The sequence below is a fragment of the Sphingobacteriaceae bacterium GW460-11-11-14-LB5 genome (genome assembly GCA_002151545.1).
Taxonomy (GTDB): Bacteria; Bacteroidota; Bacteroidia; order Sphingobacteriales; family Sphingobacteriaceae; genus Pedobacter.
On sequence record CP021237.1, the window covers coordinates 4767569 to 4792603 of the forward strand.

A 25035-nucleotide genomic window follows, 5' to 3' on the forward strand; every position below is an offset into this window, starting at 1 on the left:
AACGCTTAAAAAATCAATTTTATTGACCAAAACCGTTCTTAATTTTTTTGGATTTTTATTCAATCAATCCCTAAACAGAGATAAACTAAGTAAAAAGTCAGGATAAAATTACCCTAACTAAATAACGGAGAGATATTAAAAATCGTGATAGATATTTCTAAACGAACTTCTTAACCCTATTGTGATTAATCCTGTTTTATTCAATCCCAGTTCATTACTTTCTCTTCTATAGGTACCCGCAACTTCTAACCTTAAATTATACTTAGGGTTTAGTAAATAAGCAACCTGCCCTTTCAAATAATATAGGTCTGTACCTATACCTTGCCCGATATGGCTTCCATATTGAACAGATCTGGTATCGTAGCTTTTAAAGACATCTCCACCATAATTCATCCCATCAGGATCTAGACCATATCTGGAGTATAGTGCTTGTCCTTGCAAATCGAACCGCTTATAGCTATAATTTAAAATCCCTAAAAATTCCCTGAAATTTGCCCCACGCGGGTGAGCTAAAGATTGATTGTAATTGGCATAGTTCGAAATACGATCGAAGTGTGCATAGGTATATGGTCGTGCAGTATTAAATTCGGCAAGATAGTTTAATCCCTGTACTTTAAAAAGATCAGATCCCCGTACACCAAACTGAACAGCAAATTTATTTGCCCAATAACCGTTTCCTTTAAAAAATTCTTTTGCAGTAAACTCATCAAACATGAATTGTCCATATAATGCTGTTTTTTCTAACAGTTCATATTTTAGGTTAATTCCTAAACGCATTTTATCTGGCGAGGTCGTATTTGTGCTCTCAATCGGGCGCAAAAACATAAATGGGTGGATATAGTTAAAATCAAATCCACGTTTGCCTTCCGGTTCTGCATCAGCCCAAGTAACCGCCTGAAAGAAACCAACAGAAAAGCGTTTAGTAGCATTCCAATCCACATAATGTGCGGCCATCCATTTCCCACGATCTCCTAATCTTCTGTCGCTAGCTAACTTAGGTGCTCCTGGATCTAACATATAGGCAAAAATGGTTTGATATTGAACGCTCCCTACTGTTGCTCTTAACCTAAAGAAAGAGTAGTTAGAGGAAACGTCTGATAATAACATCGATCGATAACCATCACCAATAAAGTTTTTATCGTAACCTAAGGCAAAATTTAAATATTTACTCGGCGTGTAAGACAATAGGGCAGTAACATAAGACCAATCTTGTTTATCTGCTCCCAATTTTCCATATCCTTGCCCAGGCACTACCTGGTTGGCTACGACAAAGTTATTTACATAGTTTACAAATTTGCCCTGATTTTCAAAACCATTTAAATAGAACGAAAATTGTTTCCCAACATTGCCACCTACCTGAAAACCTCTGGTATTTAGCCATGTTGATCGATCTGAACCAAAGTCTCTACCGATTTGAAAATCCGGTAGAAAATCGGCATAAATATTATAGTCCTCATTTTTAAATTCCAGAAGATGCTCCTGGAATAATTTACGATGTACCCAGCTTCTTTTATTTAAACTGTCTGTCCCTACATTCATCAAGGAATCAAAATGCATTTGCAAGGCACTATCATCCGCATAAAAGCCCTTAATGGCAGAATGGAATTTCAATTGTTGATCGTAAACCGAAGGATTTAGCTTTTGATAAAACTGATAATCATAAGGAATGTTGCAATTAGGGGTAGGATTTTGTGCATCAGCAGTTAAAGCAAAAATGGCCATTAAGGCCATTAAAAAGATTTTTCTCATCATTTTCTATTCGTTAATTAGCTTATCCAGTTCTTCAAATATTGAATTTTTACTCTTAAATTCTGGAACCAGTTTTTTCATATTCATTACCACTTGTCTATTACTATCAGATTTTGCAGATGAAATTAGTTCATAAATCTGTTTTTCTACATCAGCAAATACATACTCCCTTACTTTACCAATCATAATTTTTTCATGATGGGTAGGCATAGTATTTTCATTGTCGTTCAGTAATTCTTCATATAATTTTTCTCCCGGACGTAAGCCAGAATATTCTATTTTAACATCAACGTTGGGTTCCAAACCTGCAAGTCTGATCATCTTTTTGGCTAACTCAACAATTTTAACCGACTTACCCATATCAAAAACAAAAATCTCGCCACCTTTGCCCATACAGCCAGCTTCCAATACCAAACGACATGCTTCTGGTATAGTCATGAAATAACGTGTAATTTCTGGATGAGTTACCGTAACTGGCCCTCCCTTTTCTATCTGTTGCCTAAACCTTGGTATAACAGAGCCATTCGAACCAAGAACATTTCCAAAGCGAGTAGTAATGAATTTAGTAATCGGTTTAACATTCAGCTCGTTTATATATTGCAGACCATTTGTAAAAATAAATCCATCCGTACTTAATGAATTGTTGAGTGACTGAACATAAATCTCCGCAATCCTTTTTGACGCACCCATAATATTGGTCGGATTAACCGCCTTGTCAGTAGAAATCATTACGAACTTCTGAACCCCGTACTTAACAGATTTATCGGCAATGGTTTTAGTCCCCAGTACATTTGCTTTTATGGCTTCTGCTGGATTATCCTCCATCAAGGGCACATGCTTGTATGCTGCTGCGTGATATACATAGTGCGGTTTATAGGTTTCAAACAATTTATCCATGCGCTGCTCATCACGAACATCACCAATAAAAGCGTGAAAGTTCTTAGTCTTATTGGTCTCTTCCAATTCCAGAAAAAGCTCATGAAGGGCAGTCTCAGATTGGTCACATAGAATGATCAGACCCACATTAAATTTAGAAAGTTGACGAACAATCTCACTCCCGATTGAACCAGCGGCTCCAGTAATCAAGATTCTTTTTTTATCTAGCATCTGGCCGATACCGTCAATATCGATTTTGATGGATTTGCGGTTTAATAAGTCTTCGATATTTAACTTTTGAATCTGGGCGGGCTTTAACTGTCCATTGGTCCAAACATCAAGAGGTGGAATATTTAGAACTTTAATGTCATTCTCTAAACACAGATCAACAATTTCGTCCTTTTTCTCATCTGGTATGGTATAGGAGGCAAAAATAATCTCATCTAATTCATGCTCACCGATGAGATATGCAAGATTAGCTGCATCCAAAATTTTCACACCATCAATTGTTTTACCTACTTTTCGTTGATCATCATCAACAAAAGCAACAATATTCTTATTTACGCTTCCATCATGGTCAAAAGTTCTTTTCGTGGCCAAGCCCGCCTCACCGGCACCATAAATGATCACCTTCTTTTTATCAAGATTAAGGTTTTTCACATAGATAAAAAAATACTTAATTAGCACACGATAGGTCATTAATAACAAAAAGCTCGTTAAACCATTTGTAATTAATATTGCAAAAGAAATTAATGGGTACTGAAAAAAAGTTATGGCGATTAGATTCAGTACAAAGAAAGTACCGTTAGAAATAATAACAGATATTAAAATACGAAACGAATCTTGCGCACTAGTATAACGGATAATACCGGTATATGTCTTAATATGTAGGAAAACCCCAATATTAATGGCGCCAATAATCAAGAGATTCCTGGCCAATTCGGGTAAATCGATCGCAGTTAAATCTAAATTATGCTTAAGGGAATAAGCAAATATTAAAGAACATGTGCAAATGATCAGATCCAATAAGAAAATGACCCAGCGAGGAACAATATTAATTTGTGTAAACAAAATACAATAGGCTAAATTTTAGTAAAGATAAGCATTACAATAAGATTAATACAATTCTAATTCAACAACATCATCCCTTTCGAATGCATCTAAAATCTTTGTAAATCTTGCCACGGTAGAGCATGCATCAATACTTACTCCTGTACCAATTACAGCGCCACCACCGATATATGAATTTGGATATATACTACAGAAATCTCCAATTATTGCATCATGATCGATGGTTACATTCGCATTAATCACAACATGTTTACCAATGAGGGCTCCAGATTGAATTACTGCACCTGCTAAAATAACACTGCCTTCACCAATAATCACATCATTGGCAACTATAGCTTTCGAATGGATAACGATTCCAAATTCATGTACAATATACCTAGAAATATTTCTTCTTACTTCATTGTTACCAATGCCAATGACCATTTTGGCCTCCTGCTCTACACTCTCATGATAAGGAAAAACAGGAATATCATTAATGGAGGCTAAATCTTTATTATCATCAAAATAAGTAATTAACCGATCACCCCTCAATTTAATAGCATCGCCAATTACTCTTGCGTGGCCTCCGCCACCGTAAATTACCCAATCACTCATTACTTAACTTTAAGTTAAACAAATGTTCTTTACCCTCAATTCTAAACCGTAGAGTAACAAAAACAACCAGACACACCATCAACAATAATAATGCCGATAACAAATTGCCCTGAATAATGAAAAGAATTAAAAGATTAATTAAAAGCTGTACCACTAGGTAAAGTGCGACCACAGCTAATTGTGGCCATTTTTTTTCATTGGCCAAAAACTGATAAAAATGTGAGCGATGTGCCTTAAAAATGTTCTCCTTTCTTACTACTCTGAAGAAAATAGTGGTCACTGTATCGAGGCCATACATAAGAAGAAATAAAATATAGGCTGGATTCTGGGTTTTAAAAATAAGTTGCCCTAAAACAAATACAATGATAAAAGCTATGCTTACACTGCCTACATCTCCGGCAAAACATTTAGCTTTCTTCCTGAAGTTGAAGAAATTAAAAACAACTAAAGATATGATAACCGTTAGAAGCAGTTCGATAGAAGTAAAATCAATTATATATTGATCAATGTAATAGAGAGTAGCTAGTAATAAAAGGCTGTATCCCCCTGTAATCCCATTGATTCCGTCCATAAAATTATAGGCGTTTATGGTCCCTATCACTACGATCACCCCAATGGCTGTAAAATACCATGGAAAATAAATTACGTCTAATTGCGTAAATAGCAACAATACTGATAAACCATGAACCACTAAACGTACTTTATTGTTTAGTGTATGCATATCATCTAAAAAGCTGATTAAAGCAATCAGAAATAATCCGATAGTGAAAAATAAATACTGAAAACCAAAAAGAAAAAAGGCAAGCAGCCCTGCAATCCCAAAAAGAATCCCACCCCCACGGATGGTAACTGCGGAGTGCGAACTTCGATGGTTGGGTTGATCAATTATATTATATCGATCGGCGATTTTGAAATAAATTATTTCAATAATAAAAAGACCGATAAGGATGATTATTGCAAGTATAGCTGTCATAAATCTTAATATTGGCGAAGATAAAGAAAATTAAGAGGGGCTGCATAAAAAAGAAAAAACAGACTTGAATTCAGTCTGTTTACATTAGTATTAACCTGTTTAACTATAAATAGTCGTTTCCAAAAATGCTTACCATGCCAGCGGCAACCTGCTTAATTTCTTGCTCATCTGATTTTGGGTAAATCAGCAACACTTTCCCATCATCCACAATAATATAATTTTCCATTCCTTTAATAACAGCGGCCTTATTATCTGGTAACTGTATTATACAATTAGAGGTTTTATCTAAATGTAAAAAAGCACAATTTACAGCATTCGCATTAACATCCTTGTTGGCTACAGTATGTAAGGATGCCCAGGTACCTAAATCAGACCAACCAATATCAGCAGGAATGGTATATACGTTATCGGCTTTCTCTAATATAGCGTAGTCAATAGAAATATTTGGCGCTGTGGGATAGTTTTCTATAATATAATTCGTTTCTTCTTTGGTATTATAGAAATTATCACCTCGTGTAAAAATCTTGTCTATATCAGTTGCATACTTATTAAATGCTTTTTTTATTGCTTTAACCGACCAAATAAAAATGCCAGCATTCCAAACGTAATCGCCATTGGCTAAGTATTCTTCTGCTTTCTCCAGAGAAGGCTTTTCCATAAAAGCTTCAACTTTTTTTACTTCCGATAATCCATCTTGATATCTAATATAGCCATAGCCTGTATCTGGTCTTGTTGGGCTAATACCGAGTGTAAGTAATGCATCGTGTTCAGCAGCAAAAGTTAAGGCTTGATCCACTTTAGTTAAAAATTCTTGCTCTTTTAAAATAAGGTGATCTGATGGTGCAACAACTATATTTGCATCTGGATTGATTTGAAAGATTTTATAACTGGCATAAGCGATACAAGGCGCAGTATTATTGCGACTAGGTTCCAACAATATATTATTAGCTAAAAGGTTTGGTAACTGATCCGCCACCAAACCAGAATAACTTTCATTCGTGAGAATATAAATTTGTTCTTTAGGACAGATGTTTAAAAACCGCTCATATGTCAGTTGTAATAAGGATTTACCTAATCCCAATATGTCTATAAATTGCTTAGGAAAGTGGTTTCGACTTTTTGGCCAAAAGCGGGAGCCAACACCTCCCGCCATGATTAACACATAAGTATTATTGTTAGTTCCAATCATTATCTTTAATTTCTTGGTATACTTTGGAAACCCCTTCTTCCAATTTTATTTTTGCTTTCCAACCCAGCCCGTTAATTTTATCAACACTCATTAACTTCCTAGGAGTACCATCAGGTTTTGAAATGTCTGTCAAAATATTACCTTGAAAGCCTACCGTTTTTTTAACCAATTCGGCTAAAGCTAAAATGGAGATATCTTCTCCAACACCAATATTAATTAAACCTGGTTCATCATATTTTTCCATTAGAAAAACACAAGCTTCAGCTAAATCATCAGCATGCAAAAATTCTCTTTGAGGCGTTCCACTACCCCAAATAGTAACTGACTTTTCTGCATTTTTCTTAGCAATAATAAACTTGCGAAGCATGGCGGGCAATACATGCGAGTTATTTAAATCATAATTATCATTTGGTCCATATAGATTTGTTGGCATAACTGAAATAAAGTTACAGCCATACTGCTTACGATAAGCATCGCACATTTTAATGCCCGCAATTTTTGCTATTGCATATGGTTCATTGGTAGATTCTAATTCACCTGTTAACAAGTATTCCTCCTTTAGTGGTTGAGGTGCTAATTTAGGGTAAATACAAGACGAGCCTAAAAACATCAGTTTTCTAACTTTATTTACATAAGCTTGGTGGATTACATTATTCTGGATCATCAAATTCTCATAAATAAAATCAGCTCGATAAGTATTATTTGCAACTATTCCACCAACCTTAGCTGCTGCTAAAAAAACATAGTCAGGCTGCTCGTTTTGAAAAAAACTCGATACAGCCAAGGTATCTCTCAAATCTAAGACGGAGGATGTTGCAGTTAATATATTGTCAAAACCGTTGCGTTCTAAATTTCGAAGTATTGCTGAACCGACCATTCCTCTATGTCCAGCAATGTAAATTTTATCGTTCTTATTCATTTTATATTGATGATGGCAGCCTACAAAGCCTCTTAATACATTATTTTGTTACTAATGTTACTCAAATTGGTTTTTAACACTGTATCCTGCGGCCTTTAACATCAACTCTTTTTTGAAGTGGTCCACATCAGAAACCATCATTTCACTAACTAGAGCAGGTAAATCATATTTAGGTATCCAACCTAACTTAGTTTTCGATTTTGTTGGATCTCCAATTAATAAATCAACTTCTGTAGGCCTAAAATAGGCAGCATCAACAGAAACAACTTCTTTTCCAATTTCTAATTGGTAATCTGGATTAATACACGATACAACGTACGCTTTCTCATCAGCTCCTTTCCCCTTAAATTCAAGTTCAATTCCCACTTCTTTGAAAGACATCTTTACAAAATCTCTTACTGTTGTTGTAACCCCGGTTGCAATTACATAATCTTCTGGAGTATCTTGTTGCAGAATTAACCACATTGCTTCAACATAATCCTTTGCGTGCCCCCAGTCACGTTGCGCATCCAAATTGCCTAAATATAGCTTATCCTGTAGCCCTAATGCAATTTTAGCAGTACCTCTTGTAATCTTTCTGGTAACAAAAGTTTCTCCCCGTAAAGGGCTTTCGTGGTTAAATAAAATTCCATTACAGGCAAACATACCATATGCTTCGCGATAGTTAACGGTAATCCAATAAGCATACATTTTTGCAACTGCATATGGAGATCTTGGATAAAATGGTGTGGTTTCGCTTTGAGGTACAGCTTGAACCAGACCATATAATTCTGAGGTAGATGCTTGGTAGATTTTAGTTTTTTTCTCTAAACCAAGTATGCGTAATGCTTCTAACAACCTTAAAGTTCCTATCCCATCTGCATTAGCTGTATATTCTGGTGTATCGAAACTTACTTTCACGTGGCTCATTGCACCTAAATTATAGATCTCGTCTGGTTGAACTTCTTGTACAATACGGATAAGGTTGGTAGAGTCGCTAAGATCTCCATAATGTAACTTAAACCTTACATTACTTTCATGTGGATCCTGATATAAATGATCTATACGATCTGTATTAAATAAAGAACTTCTTCTTTTTATACCATGTACTTCATATCCTTTTTTCAAAAGTAAATCGGCAAGATATGCTCCATCTTGACCTGTAATACCTGTTATTAGAGCTTTTTTCATTTTATAAATATTATTCATTAACATCAAATGAGGTTGCTGTTTTTACCAATCCTTCATCACTTTTAAGTGGTAAGTTATCTTTAATTACCTCTTTTATTTTTTTATTATTTACTATATAATTTTCTGTTAGTTTATTTAAACGTTCACTATTTAGGGGCATTTTAGTATAATCTCCAATTTTAGCCAAGAATTTAACCAAATTTATATTAACTCTCCATAAAACGGCCTTTTTATCTAAAGCGCCTGCAAGTATTTCAACAACTTGATTGGTTGATAAAGCTTCATCATCAGCTACATTATATATACCTGAAGGCACATTTTTTTCTAGCAGGTTGCTAATTACAAAACAAAGATTATCAACTGAAAGGAATGATCGTTTATTTTTAAAAGCGGCTAAAGGATATGGGATTCCTCTTTTAACGAATTGAAACAATAGATTCAAATTACCTTTATTTCCTGGACCATGTATCATACAAGGCCTTAGGATATAATAAGATTTTCCTGCTGGCAATTGTTGGTTCATTATATATTGTTCAGCCAGAAGTTTGGATTTGCCATAGTGTGTTTTTGGCGAAGGAATAGCATTTTCAGTTAGTTCTCCATCTACTATATCAGCAACAGCCTTTACTGAACTTATAAAAATAAATTTCTGAGCGTCAGACTTTATAAATGCATCATACAGTTTTTTTGTAAGCTCAAAATTTACTTCATAATATTCATTTGCGCCGCTCACATTCTTTAAATCATGTGCTTTACCAGCTAAATGAACAATTGCTTCTGTTCCATCTGGAAACTCGATATTAACGTTTTTCAAATATACACGATCCAATGATGTAATTTTGTAATTAACATGTTTTGTTAAGTAATTAGTCAAATTTTGACCTACAAAACCAGATGATCCAGTCAATATTAAATTATGTATCATGTTAAAAATTACTTAGATCTCATTTGGTGAGCTTGTGTTATTAAAGAAGTTATCCGATTTATTTGTTTCTATTCCTAATTTTTCTTTTCTCTTGCCAGTAAAGCCTTGGTATTATTTTCAGATATGGCATTATTCTGGAAAGCTGTTTTTTCGGTTCACTAAAAATCCGACTGATCCATATAAATTTAAGGGCTCCAACATTTGCATCAGGCAAAGCAATTTTTCCTATATAAAAATTAAATGCTGCTCCGATTGCAAACAATATTCCACTATTTAAATAAGGAATTAAATTTGCTATAAATAACTCCTGTTTAGGTGCACCTAGTGATACCCAAATAATTTCAGGCTTTAATATGTTAATTTTTTCTGCAATTTCGGCATAGTTGAAATCTTCAACTTTTTCAAATGGTAATGGCATTACATCTAAATGCGAATTGTCTACACCGTTTTTCTGGAGCGTAGCTTTTATTTGATTGGAAGTTTCTTCATCACTACCTAATAAAAGTTGTTTGTATTTTTTCTCTATATAATAAGCAAAAATTTCGGGGCCATTTAATGCTCTTAATCTCTGTTTATGCACCATGCCCGCCAGCATAGCAATTGAACTTCCGTCACAGGTATTAATTAATGCTCCATTTAACACATTCCTAAATTGCTCATCTTTTTGAGCAATTGTAAGCACATTTGCATCTACCACACACACATACCCTTTTTGCGAATTTGTTATTGCTTCTTCAATGGTACTTTTCAGTAAATGATGATCAAACTCAAGGAAAACATTGAAATATTTTTGCATTTTATATGCCATTCTAAATCCAATTAACTATTTATTGCTCCAATAAGGAAAGAAAGGTTTACCCTCGGTTTTGATCCAGCTAATAGTTTCTTTAACATTTTCATCCAAATTAGGATTAGATAAACCAAAGTTATCGATTGTTTTCTGCATTGGAGTTGGATAGTTATCAATCATATTGTTAAATCTCTCAGAATGTAAAGGGAACGGAATTCCTATTTTTTTAAGAATATCTCCACCATAAGAAACTAATTGCAGTAAAAATTTTGGGAAAGTCCTTAATTTTTTATTGGTCAGTTCCTGACTAAATGCACTTATCCACTGGACCGAGTTCATTGGATTATCTCCTACATAATATACCTGTTTATCAACAAGTTCTATTGGAGAAATTATAATCCCATAAATCTGATGTACAACATTTTTCACATACGCATACGATTTAACAGGATCCACGCCTTTTGGATGAAAATATAAACCTTTATCTATAATTTTAAAAAATTCGTTTGGATAGCGCATATTCCAAGGCCCCCATACATTGGTAGGTCTTATTATGGTCCAAGCACACTGCATAGATGAGTTAGCGGTTGCCTCTTCACTGATTTTTTTACTAACACCGTATGCAGTATGGGGCTTAAAATCTTTATCGTTTGAAGGCAATGGTAACTCGTTCGACTTGTAAACATACTGGGTTGAAGTAATCACGACGTGCTTAATTGACTCGCAGCTCTCAATTACTTTAATCAAATTTGCCGTTCCCTCTGTATTTTCATAATAATCTTCCAATTTATCACTTGCAGTATCAGTTCTGGCTGCAAGGTGCACCACATGAGTCGGTTTAAATTCATTAAAAATTTTAGCCAGTTTATCTTCATCCATGATATTGCCCTCTACCCAAAATTTATTATGTATTGAGTTTAGGGGTTTTTGTTTATCAAGGTTTATAAAATTATCTATTTCATTACTCAACAACAAGTCAATAAAATTTGATCCAATAAATCCTGAGCCACCGGTTATTAATAATTTTATATTCTTCATATTTCACCAAAAACGTTATCCATATTTTTTAAAAATGTATTTATCGAGTAATTATCGACATATTTTGCCCTGCCATTATCGCCTAATGTTTTACGCAACTCTTTGTCATTAATGAGTAGTTCCAATTTAGCGGCAAGATCACTTGCATTATTTGGTTCAACCAGGATTCCATTAACTTTATCATCTACTACATATGGAATTCCATTCCATCTGGTAGCAATAATTGGCACCTTAAATTGCATTGATTCTACCAGCACAATTCCAAATGTTTCAGAAGGAACTCTCGTTGGAAAGCAAAAAATATCCGCTTCTCCAAAAACCTTCCATTTTTCTGCCTCTATTTTTGTACCTAAAAAAAATACATCGCTTGTTAAATTATACTTTTCAATAAGCTGTTCTATCTGAACCTTAAATTCTGCTGAGATAAAAATCCCCACAAGTTGAAGACAAAATGGAATGCTTTTTTCCTTCAGTATCCTAACTGCCTCTATAAGCTCAAGCATTCCTCTTTCTTCATACATTGCCCCAACATAGAGTAAGTTTGGTATTTCGTTTTTTACCGATCCAAACTTGGCGTGATATGATGGGTACTCATCTTCAATACCATTAGGTACTACAAACAACTTTTTAGCTTTTAAAACCACTTCATCTCCATGACTGTAGTTCGTAAGTGTGATTAAAATATCAGGTTTGAAAAATGCAATTCTATAAAAGAATTTTGCCACTGGATTCAAGTTGGCATAAAGCCTAGAAGAGCCACCTGCATGAGTATGAAGTATTGTTTTTTTAAAGATAAACCGGATAGGCGCAAGCAATAACATATCTCTATACATCCCGAGCTTATTTGGCCCAGCCGGACCATAATACAGGATATTTGCATTATAATAGAAACGGTAAACCCAAGTTAATATAATTGCTTTGAATAAGCCCCAAAACTTATATAACTTGAAACTTCCCATATCATCAAAATCTCTTGAAAATTCAAGCCTTACATGAAATAGTTCTGCATTTTTATATTCTCCATCCAAAAGTGTTTGAAGCATTAAAGCTTGTCCACCATAAGGAGGAGGGGTCTGTCCTAAAACCAAGATCCTTTTCTTTCTTAACATATATTATTACTTAAATGATTGTTGGCTGGCGTGAGGCTTGTCTGTAATTGCGATTTTGTACTTATAAGCGAATCACTATAGGAATAAATGGCAAAGAAAAACAGAAACATTAAGTAATAACTAAAAACCATATCTGCATAAAATCCGTAGCCTAGAAAAATTGCGAAAAAATAATAGTTCTTCTTATTAACTTTTGGTCTTAAAAAAAAGAACAAAAAATATAGCCCCCCGAAAACTCCAAAGTGGGCGGTAAGCATAAAGTAGAAATTATCAAAAGTAGGCTCAAGCCCCATACTCTTTATATCTACCCCGGTAAATAAGTAAGAAGCCGAGCTCGTTTCGAGTACTCTATTAAGAAGTTCTACCCTACCATTAAACGTACCGTATGCCAACATCCTGGTTGTCTCTTCCTGAGAATTAAATATTATAGGGAAGACAAACACCAAACACAGAAAAATTGTGAGAGAAGCTAAAAAGGCAAGAAATAAATACCAAGAACTGTACCTTTTAACAAAAAAGGTAAAGAAATAAGCAATTAAAGTTGAAATAAACACCCCCCTTGAACCCGCAATATATAACATTATAACAGCAAATATTATATACCATCGTTTCTTTTCTATGGTAAAATAATATAAAAAAATAGCAATAAAAAGCGTAAATTCAGGCATGCTGGCAAAGGTTGAAAAGGGCCTAACATCACCTCCGCCAATAAATTCTCTTTCATCAGCAAAACTTAAACCAGATTGAATCCAATTGATTTCTACAGGGGAATAGCCAAATATCTTCTGTGAAATTCCGTACAAGCAAACTACAATAAAAAAAGGGATAGATTTATTAACAAGTTCGTCAAAATTCGCTCTCTTAAACATTGGAATGGCCAGAAGCAACAAAAAATACATTATAAAATTTCCGTATGAATTAATATTTCCGGTAAAAAAAAGTATTATGGAAATAATCAGCACAAATAAAATAGAGTTTTTTGATATACGAGGTGTTAAAACTGTTAATAATGGAATAAAAACAATTGTATTGTATATGCCTGCATTGAAAGCAAAAAATCTCTTGATAAATGAAAAAACATTAACTAAAATAAATCTGAAAAACATTTTTTATTATTGGTTAAGGTTTTAAACAATTTATTGAGGCACAAAAGTAAGGTTTTCGTTTTAATAATTCCATGCGAAATGAAAACTAGTATTGATACAAAAAATTGTAAGTTTAGCGTACAAATTCTGTTACCAAAAAAAGGTTTATGTAATCAATTACTAAATACTCCTTATTAATTTCGCCGGATTACCAGCATATATGCTTTTATTTTCAACGGCTTTCACCACTACGCTACCTGCTCCAATTACACATCTTGTTCCGATATTAGCTGTTATCACAGCATTACTCCCAATCCAAACATCAGAACCAATCGTTATTGTTGATCTGCCAGCTGCCTTTTGGGCACTAATTGTTTGATTGGGATCGTCGAATGCATGTTGACTTGTTCCACTGATAAAATTTACGAAGCCACCAATTATAACATCGTCTCCCATATTCACCTCACCAATAGCATTATATAATCCGATCAATACACGGTTTCCAATTCTAGCTGTTGGATATTGACAAAAACTCCCATACTTAAAAACTACATCGGTACCTAAATGGGCTAGAGTGGCCTTATAATAGAAATATCTTAATTTTTGCCCAAATAAAAACGGAAACTTTGACACTACTATAGATACTTCTGTATAGGCTCCCGCATAGATAGCCAATTTACCAAAAATTATAAAAAGCAATGAAAAAGGTAGCGCCATCAGCGAAATAACTCCGAAATATGTGTTTTTAAGAATTTTAAAAATAACATTCATAGTCAAATATTAAATCCTAATTATTTTTCATTGATTACCTCTTCAAATACTGAGGTCAACCTGCCTGCTAGGCTAGTTCTAAGATATTTTGAGATATTTAATCTTTCTATTGGGACGTTATCCTGATGTCTTTTATAAATTTCTAAAATAACATCAGCAATCTTTTCCGGATCCTCATTCTCGGTTAGGATTATTTCTTCAATTCCATTAACAACATCCGCTATCCCTCCTTTTTTAGCAGCTAAAGCTAAAATTGGCCTTTTGCAGCCTAGGTAATCGAAAATTTTCCCAGTCTGCTCTGTCTCCTGACCACTACCAATAAGAATTAATGCATTAGAGCCCTTCATGTAAGAAACGGTATCATAATAAGAAAGATATCCTACCGAAACAAAATGATCGGAAAGTTCAAGATCGGCTACAATTTTGTTAATTTCAGGATTAATCTCGCCAACGTAATTGAATATAATATCAATACCCTTTTGCTTTAGTATTTTTATTGCCTTTAGAAAATAGGTTGGGTTGCGGAAAGATTTACCACTTAGAAATTTGCCAGCGTAGGTAATTGTAAATTTGCTAAATGGTTTTGCAGGGATCGGGTCATAATCATCAGGATCATAACCATTCGGAATAACAATAAAGTCTGTAGCTGGCCTATTTGGATAGGCTTCGCGATATTGTTGCGCCATTTTTTCTGAAACGACAATTACACGCGATGCCTTATTGAGCACTATTGGCTCCAGAAAATTATTTAGTGGTCCAAATATCTTACCCTTTAAACCTTTCAGTGGATTATCGACTACTGCCAATTTCCAGGGATCGCGTAAATCTATCACATACTTTATACCATACCGTGATTTAGCAAAAGGCGCTACAAGTAATGGAAAAAATGGATCACCAGTAGCAAAAAGCAAATCAGGCTTCTCTTTTTTTATGATCGATCCAATCGTTGTAAACAATGGTTTTAACCATCTGGTTGGTAATCCTTTCCGCAAGCCTTTTAAAAAAATAGGTTCAGTAGAAATCCCTGTTCTGTATATTATTAAGTCGTTAGGAACATCTTTTAATAAGCTCGTATCAATTAAGAAATTGCTTTCTTTATAACATTCTTCTTTTACAGTTACCACTACAGGTTTCCAATTAAAATTCGGAATGTATTTTACAAATTTAGTTATACGAAAAGTACTTATTCCACCAGCAGGAGGGAAATAAGTAGCAAGCATTATCACTTTTTTCATATCAACTATCCCCTATGTTTTACTGCCCTGTACAACTTTCTGAGCACTCTGTAAAGTAAAGTTCTGTATACTCTACCATAAGGAGCGTAATCCCAATATGATTTTCTTGGTGCATTTAAAATGCTGTCTAACTGCTCCTGAGTAAGATCGAATTTTTTCAAAACATAAGCAGTATCTTCCTTTTGCAGGTCTTCAGGATAGGTAGATTTTTTAAGCTCTTCTAATGCTGAATCTCTTGAAATTTCTCCGGCACAAATAAGACTTGAAAGATGGGATCGTCTTTTATCATAACCAAATTTTGTAGGTAACCAATATCCCTGAAACCAACGGGTATAAATAGATTCGTAGTGCTTACCTCCATAATAACGCCATCCAATCTCTTTTTCTAAAATAGGCATCGCATCTTTCTTAGAAAAATCTATATAATCCAGAATGTTAATAAATTTTTTACTATAAGGTGGAAACAGAAAATTAGCCAGATTTAAGTGTGGGAATGTTTTCAACTTCACTTTCCCAAATTTCTTATGGATATTTTTTATATATCCCCAGTCGAAATGCCCCTGAGACCATTCTGCAGGTAGATGCGTTTCTGTTTTAACATTATATCCTGTTAAAATATTATCCACATTTATCATTTTCGCTGTTCTAAGCATCGAAACCACAATAGCGTGATCACTTGGAATTTCGGAATCGGGAGTTGAGGCTTTTAAGAAAGCCAATTGCAGATCTCTAAATTCATTCCAATCTAAAACAATAGTATGTAAATCAATTTCTAATTTACGGCATATATTTTCTACATTTTTAATTGCTAATTCCGAATCCCAGCCATTATCGAGGTGTACAGCTAAAGGCCTTAAGCCAAGCTGTTTTACCTTATAGGCAACGTAAGTACTATCTACACCACCACTAACACCTATTACGCAGTCGTAATCATTATTCTTATTTTTATCTTTTATTCTATCTACAATTTCCTTAAGTTTTTTTTCACCTTCTTCACCAGAAAAAACTTTTCGCTTTATCTGCAAATCGTGGGTATGGCAATGATTACATACTCCTTGTTCATCAAATACAATATCCGGATCTGATGTATCCATTACACACTTCGTACATATTTCGTATGGTCTTGTCATAATTTACTTGGTATTAAATAAGGTTAATAATTCTTGGTATTGCGGATAGGTAATCAAAACAGCACGATGAGGACCATGAAAAACAAAAAAAGCACCCGCAGCAACTGCACTAGCACCGGCATCTACAGCATCTTTAATATCCTTTAAACTGCCAATTCCTCCTAATGCGATAAGGGGAGCAGATATTTCTCCACTGGCCTGTTTTATTAATGTTAAATCAGATCCTTGTAAGGTACCGTCTTTATCTACAGCATTTAACAAAATTTCCCCTGCACCTGCATCAACTGCCTGTTTTATATAACTTATCCAATTTTCATTAGCATTTTTTCCTTCACTTGACTTAAAAAGCTTAGGTCTTTGAAGCCAGTCTTTTTTAACATCTACTGAAACAACAATAGCAGAGCTGCCAAATCTTGCGACCAAATCCCTTACCAAATCGAGGTCTTCTAAAACTGCTGTCTGCAGGCAGATTTTTTCAACTCCTAATTTGAAAATTTTATAGGCTTGGTCAATTGTTTTAATCCCACCACCATAACACAATGGCATAAAACATTCACCTGCAAATTGCTCTATAAGACCGTAATTTGGCTCGCGTTTTAGTTTGCTTGCATCAATATCGAGCACCATCAACTCATCTACTTCTTTTGTATTGAAAATACGCATTGCATTCAATGGATCACCAATGTATTTCGGAGCAGCGAATTTGGTTGTTTTTACAAGACCACCATGTTGATTTAGTAACAGGGCAGGTATAACTCTATGTTTAAGCATTTATATTGATAAAAAATTTTTCAATAATTCCATTCCAAATCGATGACTCTTCTCCGGATGAAATTGAAAACCATAAATATTGTCTTTTTGTACCGAAGCAGTAACATCAGAACCATGATAGGCTGTTGCTACAACATGATTAGCATCTTCACAGACAGCATGATACGAATGAACAAAATAATAACGTAGTTCTTCATCCTGAATAGGAAATAACCCATTAGATTTATACACCTTTATAGCATTCCAACCCATATGAGGAACCTTGATTGGGTTTTCGGGTTGTGATACAAACTTTATTAGCTTTCCAGGAATCCATCCGAGTCCTGGCAGTACTCCTTCTTCACTTTCATCAAAAAAGAACTGCATACCCAGGCAAATTCCCAAAACCGGTATTTTTTTTTCGAGTGCTACAATATTTAAAGCCTCAACCCAACCGTGTTCGTTCAACTCCTTCATGCCCACATCAAAAGACCCCACACCTGGCAATATTACTTTTTTTGCCTGAAGTAAATCCTCAGGTGAATTAGCAATAATTACTTCACCACCCAAACGATTAATCATATTTACCACCGATTTAGTATTCCCTAACGATAAGTTCGGTATGTATATCTTGTTATTATCCATTGCACTGAATCTAATATTTCTTTTCTATCTAGATGAAATTACCTCAAGAATGCGTTGACCTGTTCTACCATCACCGTAAAGACTTAAACCAGAATCTATTGTTTTTCCATGCATTGCTTTAAAAGCACTTACAATATCAGCATCTACTGGAGAGGCTAACATATTTACGCCAGCTTCAATGAGTTCAACCCACTCCGTTTCATCGCGAAGCGTTAAACATGGCTTTAAATGGAAAAATGCTTCTTTTTGTACGCCGCCACTATCCGTCATTACCAGCGAACAATTTTGCAACAACCAGTTCATCTCTAAAAATCCAACAGGTTCAATTATTTTAATGTTTTGATGTAATTTTATACCATCTATTTTTTTAATCACACCTGCAGTCCGCGGATGAATTGGAAGTATAATTTGATGATTTGCAGCAATTATATTTAAAGCATCGATTATATTTCCAAGTCTTGATAAATCGTTTGTATTATCTGCTCTATGAATGGTACATAGTACAAACTCTGATTCAATATTATCAACTTGAGGTCGTTTCGCTCTTTCCTTGTAAAATAGGGTTGCATCGTACATTACATCTCCAACCTGATAAACTTTATTATCAGTAACCCCTTCATTTTTGAGATTATGAATAGCTGTGATTGTTGGAGCAAATAAAAGATCAGACGCATGATCCGTCAGAATTCTATTAATCTCTTCGGGCATCTTACGGTTAAACGACCTTAGGCCAGCCTCAACATGGGCAACAGGAATATGTATTTTTACGGCCGCCAGCGCACCAGCTAAAGTCGAATCAGTATCTCCATAAACCAATACCCAATCTGGTTTTTCGGCTAAAAGCACTTCTTCAATTGCCTCTAACATTCTACCCGTATTCTGTCCATGGCTGCCACCACCAATTTTCAATTGAAAATCAGGCTTACGAATATCTAGTTCTTCAAAAAACACATCAGACATATTAGCATCAAAATGTTGCCCGGTATGGATCATAATCTCTTCTACACCTTCTATGTCTCTTATTACCCTTGATATTACCGCAGCTTTTATAAATTGTGGCCTAGCGCCAATGATTGTACAAATTTTCATATTTTTCAAATTAAACTAACAAAAAGTTAAATTAACCTCTATTAATCATTAATTTTTAATTTCTGTTGTTTAAACTTTTCAAACTTATTATTAGGAATATATCCATTATATTTATAAAGACTCTCGTAACCAATGCACTTTTCTTTATCTAAAAACTTAATGATTTTTGCTGGATTGCCACCAATAACACAATAACCATCAGCAAAAGACTTTGTCACTACTGATCCCGCACCAACAATGGTAAAATCTCCCAGTTCTACATTAGGTAAAATGACTGAATTCATACCCACCCAACAATATTTTCCAATCTTTACAGTACCTTCCAAATGCTTAGTTGTATCATAAATATCATGATTACTGCTAATAATCCCAACATTCGCAGCAATTTGAGAATAGTCTCCTATAATTATCTTTCCCATGCCCTGAATATAACATCCAGGCATCATCCCAGGTGATGTTTCAATTCCTGCTTCAATATTTTTAGGATAAGTAACAATACTTGTAAAGTGAACCTGCCAATAGGCAGATCGGTTGAATCCTAATATTTTTTGAAAAAAGAAATACCTAAAATTAATAGGGGTCTGTGTATTTCTTGTTTCATAGATACACCTTGTAAATGGGAGGGTTTTGATTATACCCCAATATATATTCTTTATTATCCTTTTCATATATCTGATACCAAAGCTCTTTTTTTGGAAAGTTGAAATGACCGCACTAAATAGATGATATATATTATCGAAAAATTGATCGCATAAAGTTTCACTGTAAGTAATATATCTTTATAAATAACTGCTCCAGTATATAAAACTAAAGCAGTGCTAAATAAGATATAAATATGCCAAATAAAGTCTTCTTTCTGTTTGTGTACAATATAAAATATAAAGCTTAGCGGGCTTGATATGAATTTGAAGAAAAACATGAAAAGTAGGATGTCTAGGAATTTCCCCGCTGGAGCCCATTGATTTCCAAATAGCAAAACTATGAAATGATCTCCAAATAAGTATAATAAAATAAAAGGAAATACTGAAATCGCTAACATCTTTTTCAAAGTACTCAGATACGCCTCCTGGCAACTACCAGTCTCTCTATAATCTTTAGCAGCTCTTTCTTTAAACACATCAAGAATAGCTCCTGCCAATAATGAGATTGGAATATTCAAGAGTGTAAGAATAAATGAAAAATATCCTGAATCTTTTGGATTAAACAACCATAGAAAAACAAAAACTGGCATTTGTGCACAAAGTACATTCATCAATTCAGCAGGTAATATATACATTGGGAACTTAGCATATTTTTTTCCAACATTCTGATACTGCGCCCTCTGTTCTGTGCTTATCGACAATGATGATTTCATCTCGATAGTCTTTATCTTGTATCTTAAAAAAAGATTTGAAAACAAATGGCTCAAAGTTAACGCCGAGGCTAAGAAAATTGCTGTTGGAAAGAAGAAACCTATCGATACGGCAAATGCCCCAAATAACACGCTCCTCAAAATCTTATTGAGAGAAAGTACTGTAAACTTCTTTTCCCTAACAAGCCAATAGTTTAATATCTGAAATGAGCTTAATAAATATGTTGCGATTGGGATAATCAGAAATATCCATCTGTGCTTATCTTTAATCCCAAATATTGAATTCAAAAAATCAAGTGGCAAGGCGATCATAAAGATTGCTATGATACCGCAAACAGCAAGATTAATCCAATTACAGAGATGCATCAGGTCGATAACTTCATTCTCTGTATCCGGAAGCATTATTGCAAGTTCGTACTTACCTGTTGATAAAATGCTCAAAATGCTAATGGATGCCAAAAAGCCAGCATAAATACCATATTCTGCCGGTCCAAATTGTTTTGCGATGACTGGAATAATCAGAAAAGATATGGCCTGTGCCATTGCTGTGCCAGAAAATAATTTAAGAATATTTTTGTCATATTCTCCAAGTCGTAATCGCATTTGATTTAGCTTAGTTTCCAGCCTTATATATTCTTTCGATAATATCTACAACCTTTAATCCTTCTAAGGCATTTGTAGTTATATTCCCATTTCCATTAATCACATCTACAATATTTTCATAAATATAGTGGTGATTTGCCGCCGAACCTTTATAAGGGCCGTAATCATTTGGTGGATTACTTTCTTTTAATACAGGCATTTCATAATCCTTAATATGGCAATACTCTACTTCATTCATATATTGCCCGCCTACTTTAAGCGAACCGTTTTCAGCGATAACAGTGATTGAGCTTTCCAAATTCTTATTCCACACTGCTGTTGAATAGTTTAAAGAACCCATTCCACCATCTACAAAGTCGAAACTAACAAAGCCCGAGTCCTCAAAATCTGTACTTGTATGGTGACTAAAATCATTGAGTTTTCCTTGAATATTATGTATATCGCCAAAGTACCAATACATTAAGTCAATAAAATGAGAAAATTGTGTAAACAAGGTACCTCCATCTAATTCTTTCGTTCCATGCCATGAGCCTGGTTTGCCCGTTTTAGGATCTGGTTTATAATATCGATCATCTCTATTCCAATAACAGTTGATCTGAACCATAAATATTTTGCCCAGTATGCCCGCTTCTAAAATGCCTTTTAACCATTCTGATGGAGGCGAGTAGCGATTTTGCATTACGCAAAAAACTTGCTTATGTTTATGTAATGCCTTAAATATAACGCGTTCACAACCAGCTTTAGTTAAAGCCATTGGTTTTTCAACTACGATGTGGCAATTACGATCTAATGCTTTAATTGCCTGTTCTTCGTGAAATCCGTTTGGCGTAGCAATAGAGATTACATCAATCTCTAAATTAGATTTTATTAATTCATCAATCGAAGAGAAAAATTTAGCTTCTTTATATGCTTCAATGCCAAGCTCTTGTGATGATTTGGTATCACATAATGCAACTAGTTCACAATTTTCATTGCCTTGAATCATACTTGCATGACGTTTCCCAATATGCCCACAGCCTATTACTGCAAATTTTATTTTTTTGTCAGTTTTCATTCTATTTAACTCTGATTACTAAATTATTTTCTAACTTATATTCTTGTCCACTCTCTTCACATATTGCGATGCCACTATTATCGAAATTTAATCGATGTCCGTACTCGCTTACCCAACCTATTTGTTTAGCAGGATTACCTACAACTAATGCATATGGAACTATCGTTTTGGTAACAACAGCACCAGCCCCTATAAAAGCAAACGCGCCAATATCGTGGCCACAAACAATAGTTGCATTCGCACCAATTGAGGCACCTTTTCCAACATGAGTTTTTGAGTATTGCCCTCTTCTATTTACTGCACTTCTGGGGTTAATCACATTTGTAAAAACCATTGATGGCCCTAAAAAAACATCATCATCACAAGTAACGCCCTCATAAATTGAAACATTATTTTGAATCTTGACGTTTTTACCTAACTCAACCCCTGGAGAAATCACCACATTTTGACCTATATTACAATTTTCACCAATTATACAGTTTGACATCACATGCGAAAAATGCCAAATTTTAACTCCTTCTGAAATATTTGCCCCCTCATCTATCACAGCTGTTTCATGTGCGAAAAATTTACTATCCATCTATTTAAAAAAGTTAATTATATTTTCAATAATGTAGTCTTGAACTTCAGTTTTCATTTCGGTATGGATAGGAAGAGAAATCACTTCCCTGCATAATCTTTCCGCAACTGGGAAATCTCCTTCATTATAGCCATAAACCAAATAAGCTTCTTGTAAATGTACCGGAACAGGATAATAAACCATTGTGGGGATGCCATTATCCTGAAGATATTGCTTGAATTCATCCCTTCTTCCATCCTTAACTTTACAGGTATATTGATTAAATACATGCGTAGAATAACTTGCTCTGGCCGGAATAACAAGGCCATTCAGACCTGAAATCATTTCATCATATTTTTTGGCTACCCCTTGTCTGGCAAGGCTGTAGTCATCTAAATATTTAATCTTCACATTAAGTATAGCAGCCTGCACAGTGTCTAATCTCGAATTAATACCAACAACTTCATGATAGTATTTTTTTCGCTGACCATGATTGGCAATGATATGAATTTTTTCACCCAAGGCTTCATTTTGGGTCAGCAAAGCGCCACCGTCGCCAAAACAGCCCAAATTTTTTGATGGAAAAAAAGAGGTAGTGCCAATATTACCAATGGTTCCTCCAAAGGCTTTTGAGCCATCCTTAAAAATGTATTGAGATCCCATGGCCTGAGCTGTATCCTCGATAACAGCAATACTATACTTCCTGGCGATAGCTAAAATCGCTTCCATATTGGAGCATTGACCAAATAGGTGAACAGGAATAATCCCTACAGTTTTATCTGATATCAGTTCTTCAAGTTTCGTATGGTCTAACTCGAAAGTATCTTCTGTAACATCAATAAATTTAGGGATAAGCCCTAATAAGGCAATCACCTCGACAGTTGCAATATAGGTAAAGGCAGGAACGATAATTTCATCACCGGGTTTAAAGCCCAAGGCCATCATAGCTATTTGAAGTGCATCAGTCCCATTTGCACATGTTACCGCACTGTTAACATTGTTATATTCTTTTAGGCTATTGCTGAATTGCTTTACCTGTGGCCCGTTTATATATGCTGCTCCTTCTACTGCCTCCAGCAATGCCTGATCAATTTCTGATTTGATTTTTAAATATTGACCTTTAAGGTCTACCATTTGGATGGCATCTTTCATAACTTTAATTTAGAATTTTATCACTGATTAATTTCCCAATCGACAATGATGAAGTTGCGGCGGGAGAAGGTGCATTCCTAACATGAATGATATTTGCATTTTGAAGAATATTAAAATCATCTATTAAATTTCCTTTTTTATCACAAGCCTGCGCTCTAACACCTGCTCCACCTTCAACCAAGTCACTCTGATTGATCTCTGGTATTAGCTTTTGTAAGGAACGGGTAAATGCTGCCTTTGATAAAGACCTATAAATTTCGCCCATCCCAGTTTGCCCATATTTCGCAACAATTTTCCAGAACCCGGGCCAGGCTAATGTATCACCCATATCTTTCAAACTGAAATCACTGAATTTATATCCTTCTCTTTTAAAAGCCAGAACAGCATTTGGTCCAGCTTCAATTCCACCGCCAATCATTCTGGTAAAATGAACACCTAAAAATGGAAATTCCGGATCGGGAACTGGATAGATTAAATGTTTAACTAAGCTTTCGCGCTCAGTTTTCAATTTGTAGTATTCGCCCCGAAAAGGTATAATTCTAAGATTATTGTCATCCTCCGTTAAAGAGGCTATGCGATCAGAAAATAGTCCACCACAACTTACTAGTTTAACAGTACTGTATACTTCAAGATTAGTCTTAACAATTATGCACTTACTATCTTGTTGAATCTTATTAACTTCCTGGTTAAAAGATATTTCCCCACCAAGTGCCATAAAAAGTTCTAAAATCTTTTCTGCCATTTTCGGATAGTCAATGATACCTGTTTGTGGAACGAAAATTGACTCTAATGCAGCACAGTGTGGTTCAATCTCTCTACTCTCAGCAGCTGAAAGTCTTTTCAAACCTTTTAAGCCATTTTCAATCCCCCTCTGATAAATGTTGTTTAAACCAGGTAGCTCTTTTTGATCTGTAGCGACAATAATTTTCCCACAAATATCATAAGGAATCTCATGTTGTTGAGCAAACTCAATTATAGATTGATAACCCGAAATACAATTCTGAGCTTTCAGACTTCCTGGTTTATAATAAATACCACTATGTATAACACCACTATTATGGCCAGATTGATGCTTTGCAACACCATCTTCCTTATCTAAAATTAAAACATTTAACTCAGGTTGAGCAATTTTTAATTGATAGGCAGTAGATAAACCAACAAGCCCTGCACCAACAACGATGATATCATATTTTTTAATTGACATGAAA

At 34.7% G+C, this 25035-nt stretch carries 25 protein-coding genes; 1 reads left to right on the forward strand and 24 read right to left on the reverse strand.

Annotated elements, in window-relative coordinates; all coding sequences use genetic code 11:
• Positions 1–135: 135 nt before the first annotated feature.
• From CA265_19180 to CA265_19235, 12 genes are all read right to left on the reverse strand, one after another.
• Entirely contained in the window at positions 136–1752 is a 1617-nt protein-coding gene (locus tag CA265_19180) for a gliding motility protein RemB (protein ARS41658.1), read from the reverse strand.
• A 3-nt stretch (positions 1753–1755) separates the two neighbouring features.
• Complete coding sequence (locus tag CA265_19185) at positions 1756–3696, reverse strand: polysaccharide biosynthesis protein (GenBank protein ID ARS41659.1); 1941 nt, start codon at positions 3694–3696, stop codon at positions 1756–1758.
• Positions 3697–3741: 45 nt separating this feature from the next.
• Positions 3742–4290, reverse strand: coding sequence for a transferase (locus tag CA265_19190; protein ARS41660.1), 549 nt, complete (start codon positions 4288–4290; stop codon positions 3742–3744).
• Complete coding sequence (locus CA265_19195; protein ARS41661.1) at positions 4283–5263, reverse strand: UDP-GlcNAc--UDP-phosphate GlcNAc-1-phosphate transferase; 981 nt, start codon at positions 5261–5263, stop codon at positions 4283–4285. The genes CA265_19190 and CA265_19195 overlap by 8 nt, the downstream gene beginning before the upstream one ends.
• 103 nt (positions 5264–5366) lie before the next feature.
• Positions 5367–6416, reverse strand: a complete 1050-nt coding sequence (locus CA265_19200) for a mannose-1-phosphate guanylyltransferase (GenBank protein ARS43060.1) — start codon at positions 6414–6416, stop codon at positions 5367–5369.
• Positions 6417–6438: 22 nt separating this feature from the next.
• Positions 6439–7371 carry a GDP-fucose synthetase gene (locus CA265_19205; GenBank protein ID ARS41662.1) on the reverse strand — a complete coding sequence of 311 codons (933 nt, stop codon included), beginning with the start codon at positions 7369–7371 and terminating at the stop codon, positions 6439–6441.
• A gap of 57 nt (positions 7372–7428) precedes the next feature.
• Positions 7429–8541, reverse strand: coding sequence for a GDP-mannose 4,6-dehydratase (locus tag CA265_19210; GenBank protein ARS43061.1), 1113 nt, complete (start codon positions 8539–8541; stop codon positions 7429–7431).
• Positions 8542–8551: 10 nt separating this feature from the next.
• Positions 8552–9466: a nucleoside-diphosphate-sugar epimerase gene (locus CA265_19215; protein ARS41663.1), complete on the reverse strand. Its 915-nt coding sequence runs from the start codon at positions 9464–9466 to the stop codon at positions 8552–8554.
• Between the two features lie 58 nt (positions 9467–9524).
• On the reverse strand, positions 9525–10274 hold the full coding sequence (locus tag CA265_19220; protein ID ARS41664.1) for a hypothetical protein: 750 nt from the start codon (positions 10272–10274) through the stop codon (positions 9525–9527).
• 15 nt (positions 10275–10289) lie between these two features.
• Positions 10290–11294 carry a hypothetical protein gene (locus tag CA265_19225; GenBank protein ARS41665.1) on the reverse strand — a complete coding sequence of 335 codons (1005 nt, stop codon included), beginning with the start codon at positions 11292–11294 and terminating at the stop codon, positions 10290–10292.
• Positions 11291–12403 (reverse strand): hypothetical protein, encoded by a 1113-nt coding sequence (locus CA265_19230; protein ID ARS41666.1) that lies wholly within the window; start codon positions 12401–12403, stop codon positions 11291–11293. The genes CA265_19225 and CA265_19230 overlap by 4 nt, the downstream gene beginning before the upstream one ends.
• Positions 12397–13272, reverse strand: coding sequence for a hypothetical protein (locus CA265_19235; protein ID ARS41667.1), 876 nt, complete (start codon positions 13270–13272; stop codon positions 12397–12399). The genes CA265_19230 and CA265_19235 overlap by 7 nt, the downstream gene beginning before the upstream one ends.
• 4 nt (positions 13273–13276) lie before the next feature.
• Between CA265_19235 and CA265_19240 the strand changes: the two genes are divergently transcribed.
• Complete coding sequence (locus CA265_19240) at positions 13277–13534, forward strand: hypothetical protein (protein ID ARS41668.1); 258 nt, start codon at positions 13277–13279, stop codon at positions 13532–13534.
• Between the two features lie 134 nt (positions 13535–13668).
• Here the strand turns inward: CA265_19240 and CA265_19245 are convergent, their stop codons facing one another.
• From CA265_19245 to CA265_19300, 12 genes are read right to left on the reverse strand one after another with little or no spacing between them, the layout of a single operon-like run.
• Entirely contained in the window at positions 13669–14259 is a 591-nt protein-coding gene (locus CA265_19245; protein ARS41669.1) for a hypothetical protein, read from the reverse strand.
• A gap of 20 nt (positions 14260–14279) precedes the next feature.
• On the reverse strand, positions 14280–15494 hold the full coding sequence (locus tag CA265_19250; protein ID ARS41670.1) for a hypothetical protein: 1215 nt from the start codon (positions 15492–15494) through the stop codon (positions 14280–14282).
• A gap of 5 nt (positions 15495–15499) precedes the next feature.
• Entirely contained in the window at positions 15500–16624 is a 1125-nt protein-coding gene (locus tag CA265_19255; protein ID ARS41671.1) for an ExsB family protein, read from the reverse strand.
• A 3-nt stretch (positions 16625–16627) separates the two neighbouring features.
• Positions 16628–17395, reverse strand: a complete 768-nt coding sequence (locus tag CA265_19260) for an imidazole glycerol phosphate synthase subunit HisF (protein ARS41672.1) — start codon at positions 17393–17395, stop codon at positions 16628–16630.
• The gene (locus tag CA265_19265; protein ID ARS41673.1) at positions 17396–18019 is read right to left on the reverse strand and encodes an imidazole glycerol phosphate synthase subunit HisH; all 624 of its coding nucleotides are present in this window, start codon (positions 18017–18019) and stop codon (positions 17396–17398) included.
• A 24-nt stretch (positions 18020–18043) separates the two neighbouring features.
• Positions 18044–19108: a UDP-N-acetylglucosamine 2-epimerase (non-hydrolyzing) gene (locus tag CA265_19270; GenBank protein ID ARS41674.1), complete on the reverse strand. Its 1065-nt coding sequence runs from the start codon at positions 19106–19108 to the stop codon at positions 18044–18046.
• Positions 19109–19149: 41 nt separating this feature from the next.
• On the reverse strand, positions 19150–19776 hold the full coding sequence (locus CA265_19275; protein ID ARS41675.1) for a hypothetical protein: 627 nt from the start codon (positions 19774–19776) through the stop codon (positions 19150–19152).
• Positions 19773–21062, reverse strand: a complete 1290-nt coding sequence (locus CA265_19280) for a hypothetical protein (GenBank protein ID ARS41676.1) — start codon at positions 21060–21062, stop codon at positions 19773–19775. The genes CA265_19275 and CA265_19280 overlap by 4 nt, the downstream gene beginning before the upstream one ends.
• A 10-nt stretch (positions 21063–21072) precedes the next feature.
• Positions 21073–22116 carry an oxidoreductase gene (locus CA265_19285; protein ID ARS41677.1) on the reverse strand — a complete coding sequence of 348 codons (1044 nt, stop codon included), beginning with the start codon at positions 22114–22116 and terminating at the stop codon, positions 21073–21075.
• 1 nt (position 22117) lies between these two features.
• On the reverse strand, positions 22118–22696 hold the full coding sequence (locus CA265_19290) for an N-acetyltransferase (protein ID ARS41678.1): 579 nt from the start codon (positions 22694–22696) through the stop codon (positions 22118–22120).
• On the reverse strand, positions 22697–23809 hold the full coding sequence (locus tag CA265_19295) for a transcriptional regulator (GenBank protein ID ARS43062.1): 1113 nt from the start codon (positions 23807–23809) through the stop codon (positions 22697–22699).
• Between the two features lie 22 nt (positions 23810–23831).
• Positions 23832–25031: a hydroxyglutarate oxidase gene (locus tag CA265_19300; GenBank protein ARS41679.1), complete on the reverse strand. Its 1200-nt coding sequence runs from the start codon at positions 25029–25031 to the stop codon at positions 23832–23834.
• Positions 25032–25035: the final 4 nt, after the last annotated feature.

Bases quoted from the DNA above. Each gene is read 5' to 3' on its own strand.
- CA265_19205 (ARS41662.1), bottom strand. From the start codon at position 7,371: ATGAATAAGAACGATAAAATTTACATTGCTGGACATAGAGGAATGGTC.
- CA265_19220 (ARS41664.1), bottom strand. From the start codon at position 10,274: ATGGCATATAAAATGCAAAAATATTTCAATGTTTTCCTTGAGTTTGAT.
- CA265_19240 (ARS41668.1), top strand. From the start codon at position 13,277: ATGGCCAGAAGCAACAAAAAATACATTATAAAATTTCCGTATGAATTA.
- CA265_19280 (ARS41676.1), bottom strand. From the start codon at position 21,062: ATGCGATTACGACTTGGAGAATATGACAAAAATATTCTTAAATTATTT.
- CA265_19215 (ARS41663.1), bottom strand. From the start codon at position 9,466: ATGATACATAATTTAATATTGACTGGATCATCTGGTTTTGTAGGTCAA.
- CA265_19235 (ARS41667.1), bottom strand. From the start codon at position 13,272: ATGTTTAAGAGAGCGAATTTTGACGAACTTGTTAATAAATCTATCCCT.
- CA265_19265 (ARS41673.1), bottom strand. From the start codon at position 18,019: ATGGATAATAACAAGATATACATACCGAACTTATCGTTAGGGAATACT.
- CA265_19230 (ARS41666.1), bottom strand. From the start codon at position 12,403: ATGTTAAGAAAGAAAAGGATCTTGGTTTTAGGACAGACCCCTCCTCCT.
- CA265_19250 (ARS41670.1), bottom strand. From the start codon at position 15,494: ATGAAAAAAGTGATAATGCTTGCTACTTATTTCCCTCCTGCTGGTGGA.
- CA265_19180 (ARS41658.1), bottom strand. From the start codon at position 1,752: ATGATGAGAAAAATCTTTTTAATGGCCTTAATGGCCATTTTTGCTTTA.
- CA265_19255 (ARS41671.1), bottom strand. From the start codon at position 16,624: ATGACAAGACCATACGAAATATGTACGAAGTGTGTAATGGATACATCA.
- CA265_19285 (ARS41677.1), bottom strand. From the start codon at position 22,116: ATGAAAACTGACAAAAAAATAAAATTTGCAGTAATAGGCTGTGGGCAT.
- CA265_19290 (ARS41678.1), bottom strand. From the start codon at position 22,696: ATGGATAGTAAATTTTTCGCACATGAAACAGCTGTGATAGATGAGGGG.
- CA265_19295 (ARS43062.1), bottom strand. From the start codon at position 23,809: ATGGTAGACCTTAAAGGTCAATATTTAAAAATCAAATCAGAAATTGAT.
- CA265_19260 (ARS41672.1), bottom strand. From the start codon at position 17,395: ATGCTTAAACATAGAGTTATACCTGCCCTGTTACTAAATCAACATGGT.
- CA265_19195 (ARS41661.1), bottom strand. From the start codon at position 5,263: ATGACAGCTATACTTGCAATAATCATCCTTATCGGTCTTTTTATTATT.
- CA265_19245 (ARS41669.1), bottom strand. From the start codon at position 14,259: ATGAATGTTATTTTTAAAATTCTTAAAAACACATATTTCGGAGTTATT.
- CA265_19270 (ARS41674.1), bottom strand. From the start codon at position 19,108: ATGAAAATTTGTACAATCATTGGCGCTAGGCCACAATTTATAAAAGCT.
- CA265_19300 (ARS41679.1), bottom strand. From the start codon at position 25,031: ATGTCAATTAAAAAATATGATATCATCGTTGTTGGTGCAGGGCTTGTT.
- CA265_19225 (ARS41665.1), bottom strand. From the start codon at position 11,294: ATGAAGAATATAAAATTATTAATAACCGGTGGCTCAGGATTTATTGGA.
- CA265_19275 (ARS41675.1), bottom strand. From the start codon at position 19,776: ATGAAAAGGATAATAAAGAATATATATTGGGGTATAATCAAAACCCTC.
- CA265_19190 (ARS41660.1), bottom strand. From the start codon at position 4,290: ATGAGTGATTGGGTAATTTACGGTGGCGGAGGCCACGCAAGAGTAATT.
- CA265_19210 (ARS43061.1), bottom strand. From the start codon at position 8,541: ATGAAAAAAGCTCTAATAACAGGTATTACAGGTCAAGATGGAGCATAT.
- CA265_19200 (ARS43060.1), bottom strand. From the start codon at position 6,416: ATGGCGGGAGGTGTTGGCTCCCGCTTTTGGCCAAAAAGTCGAAACCAC.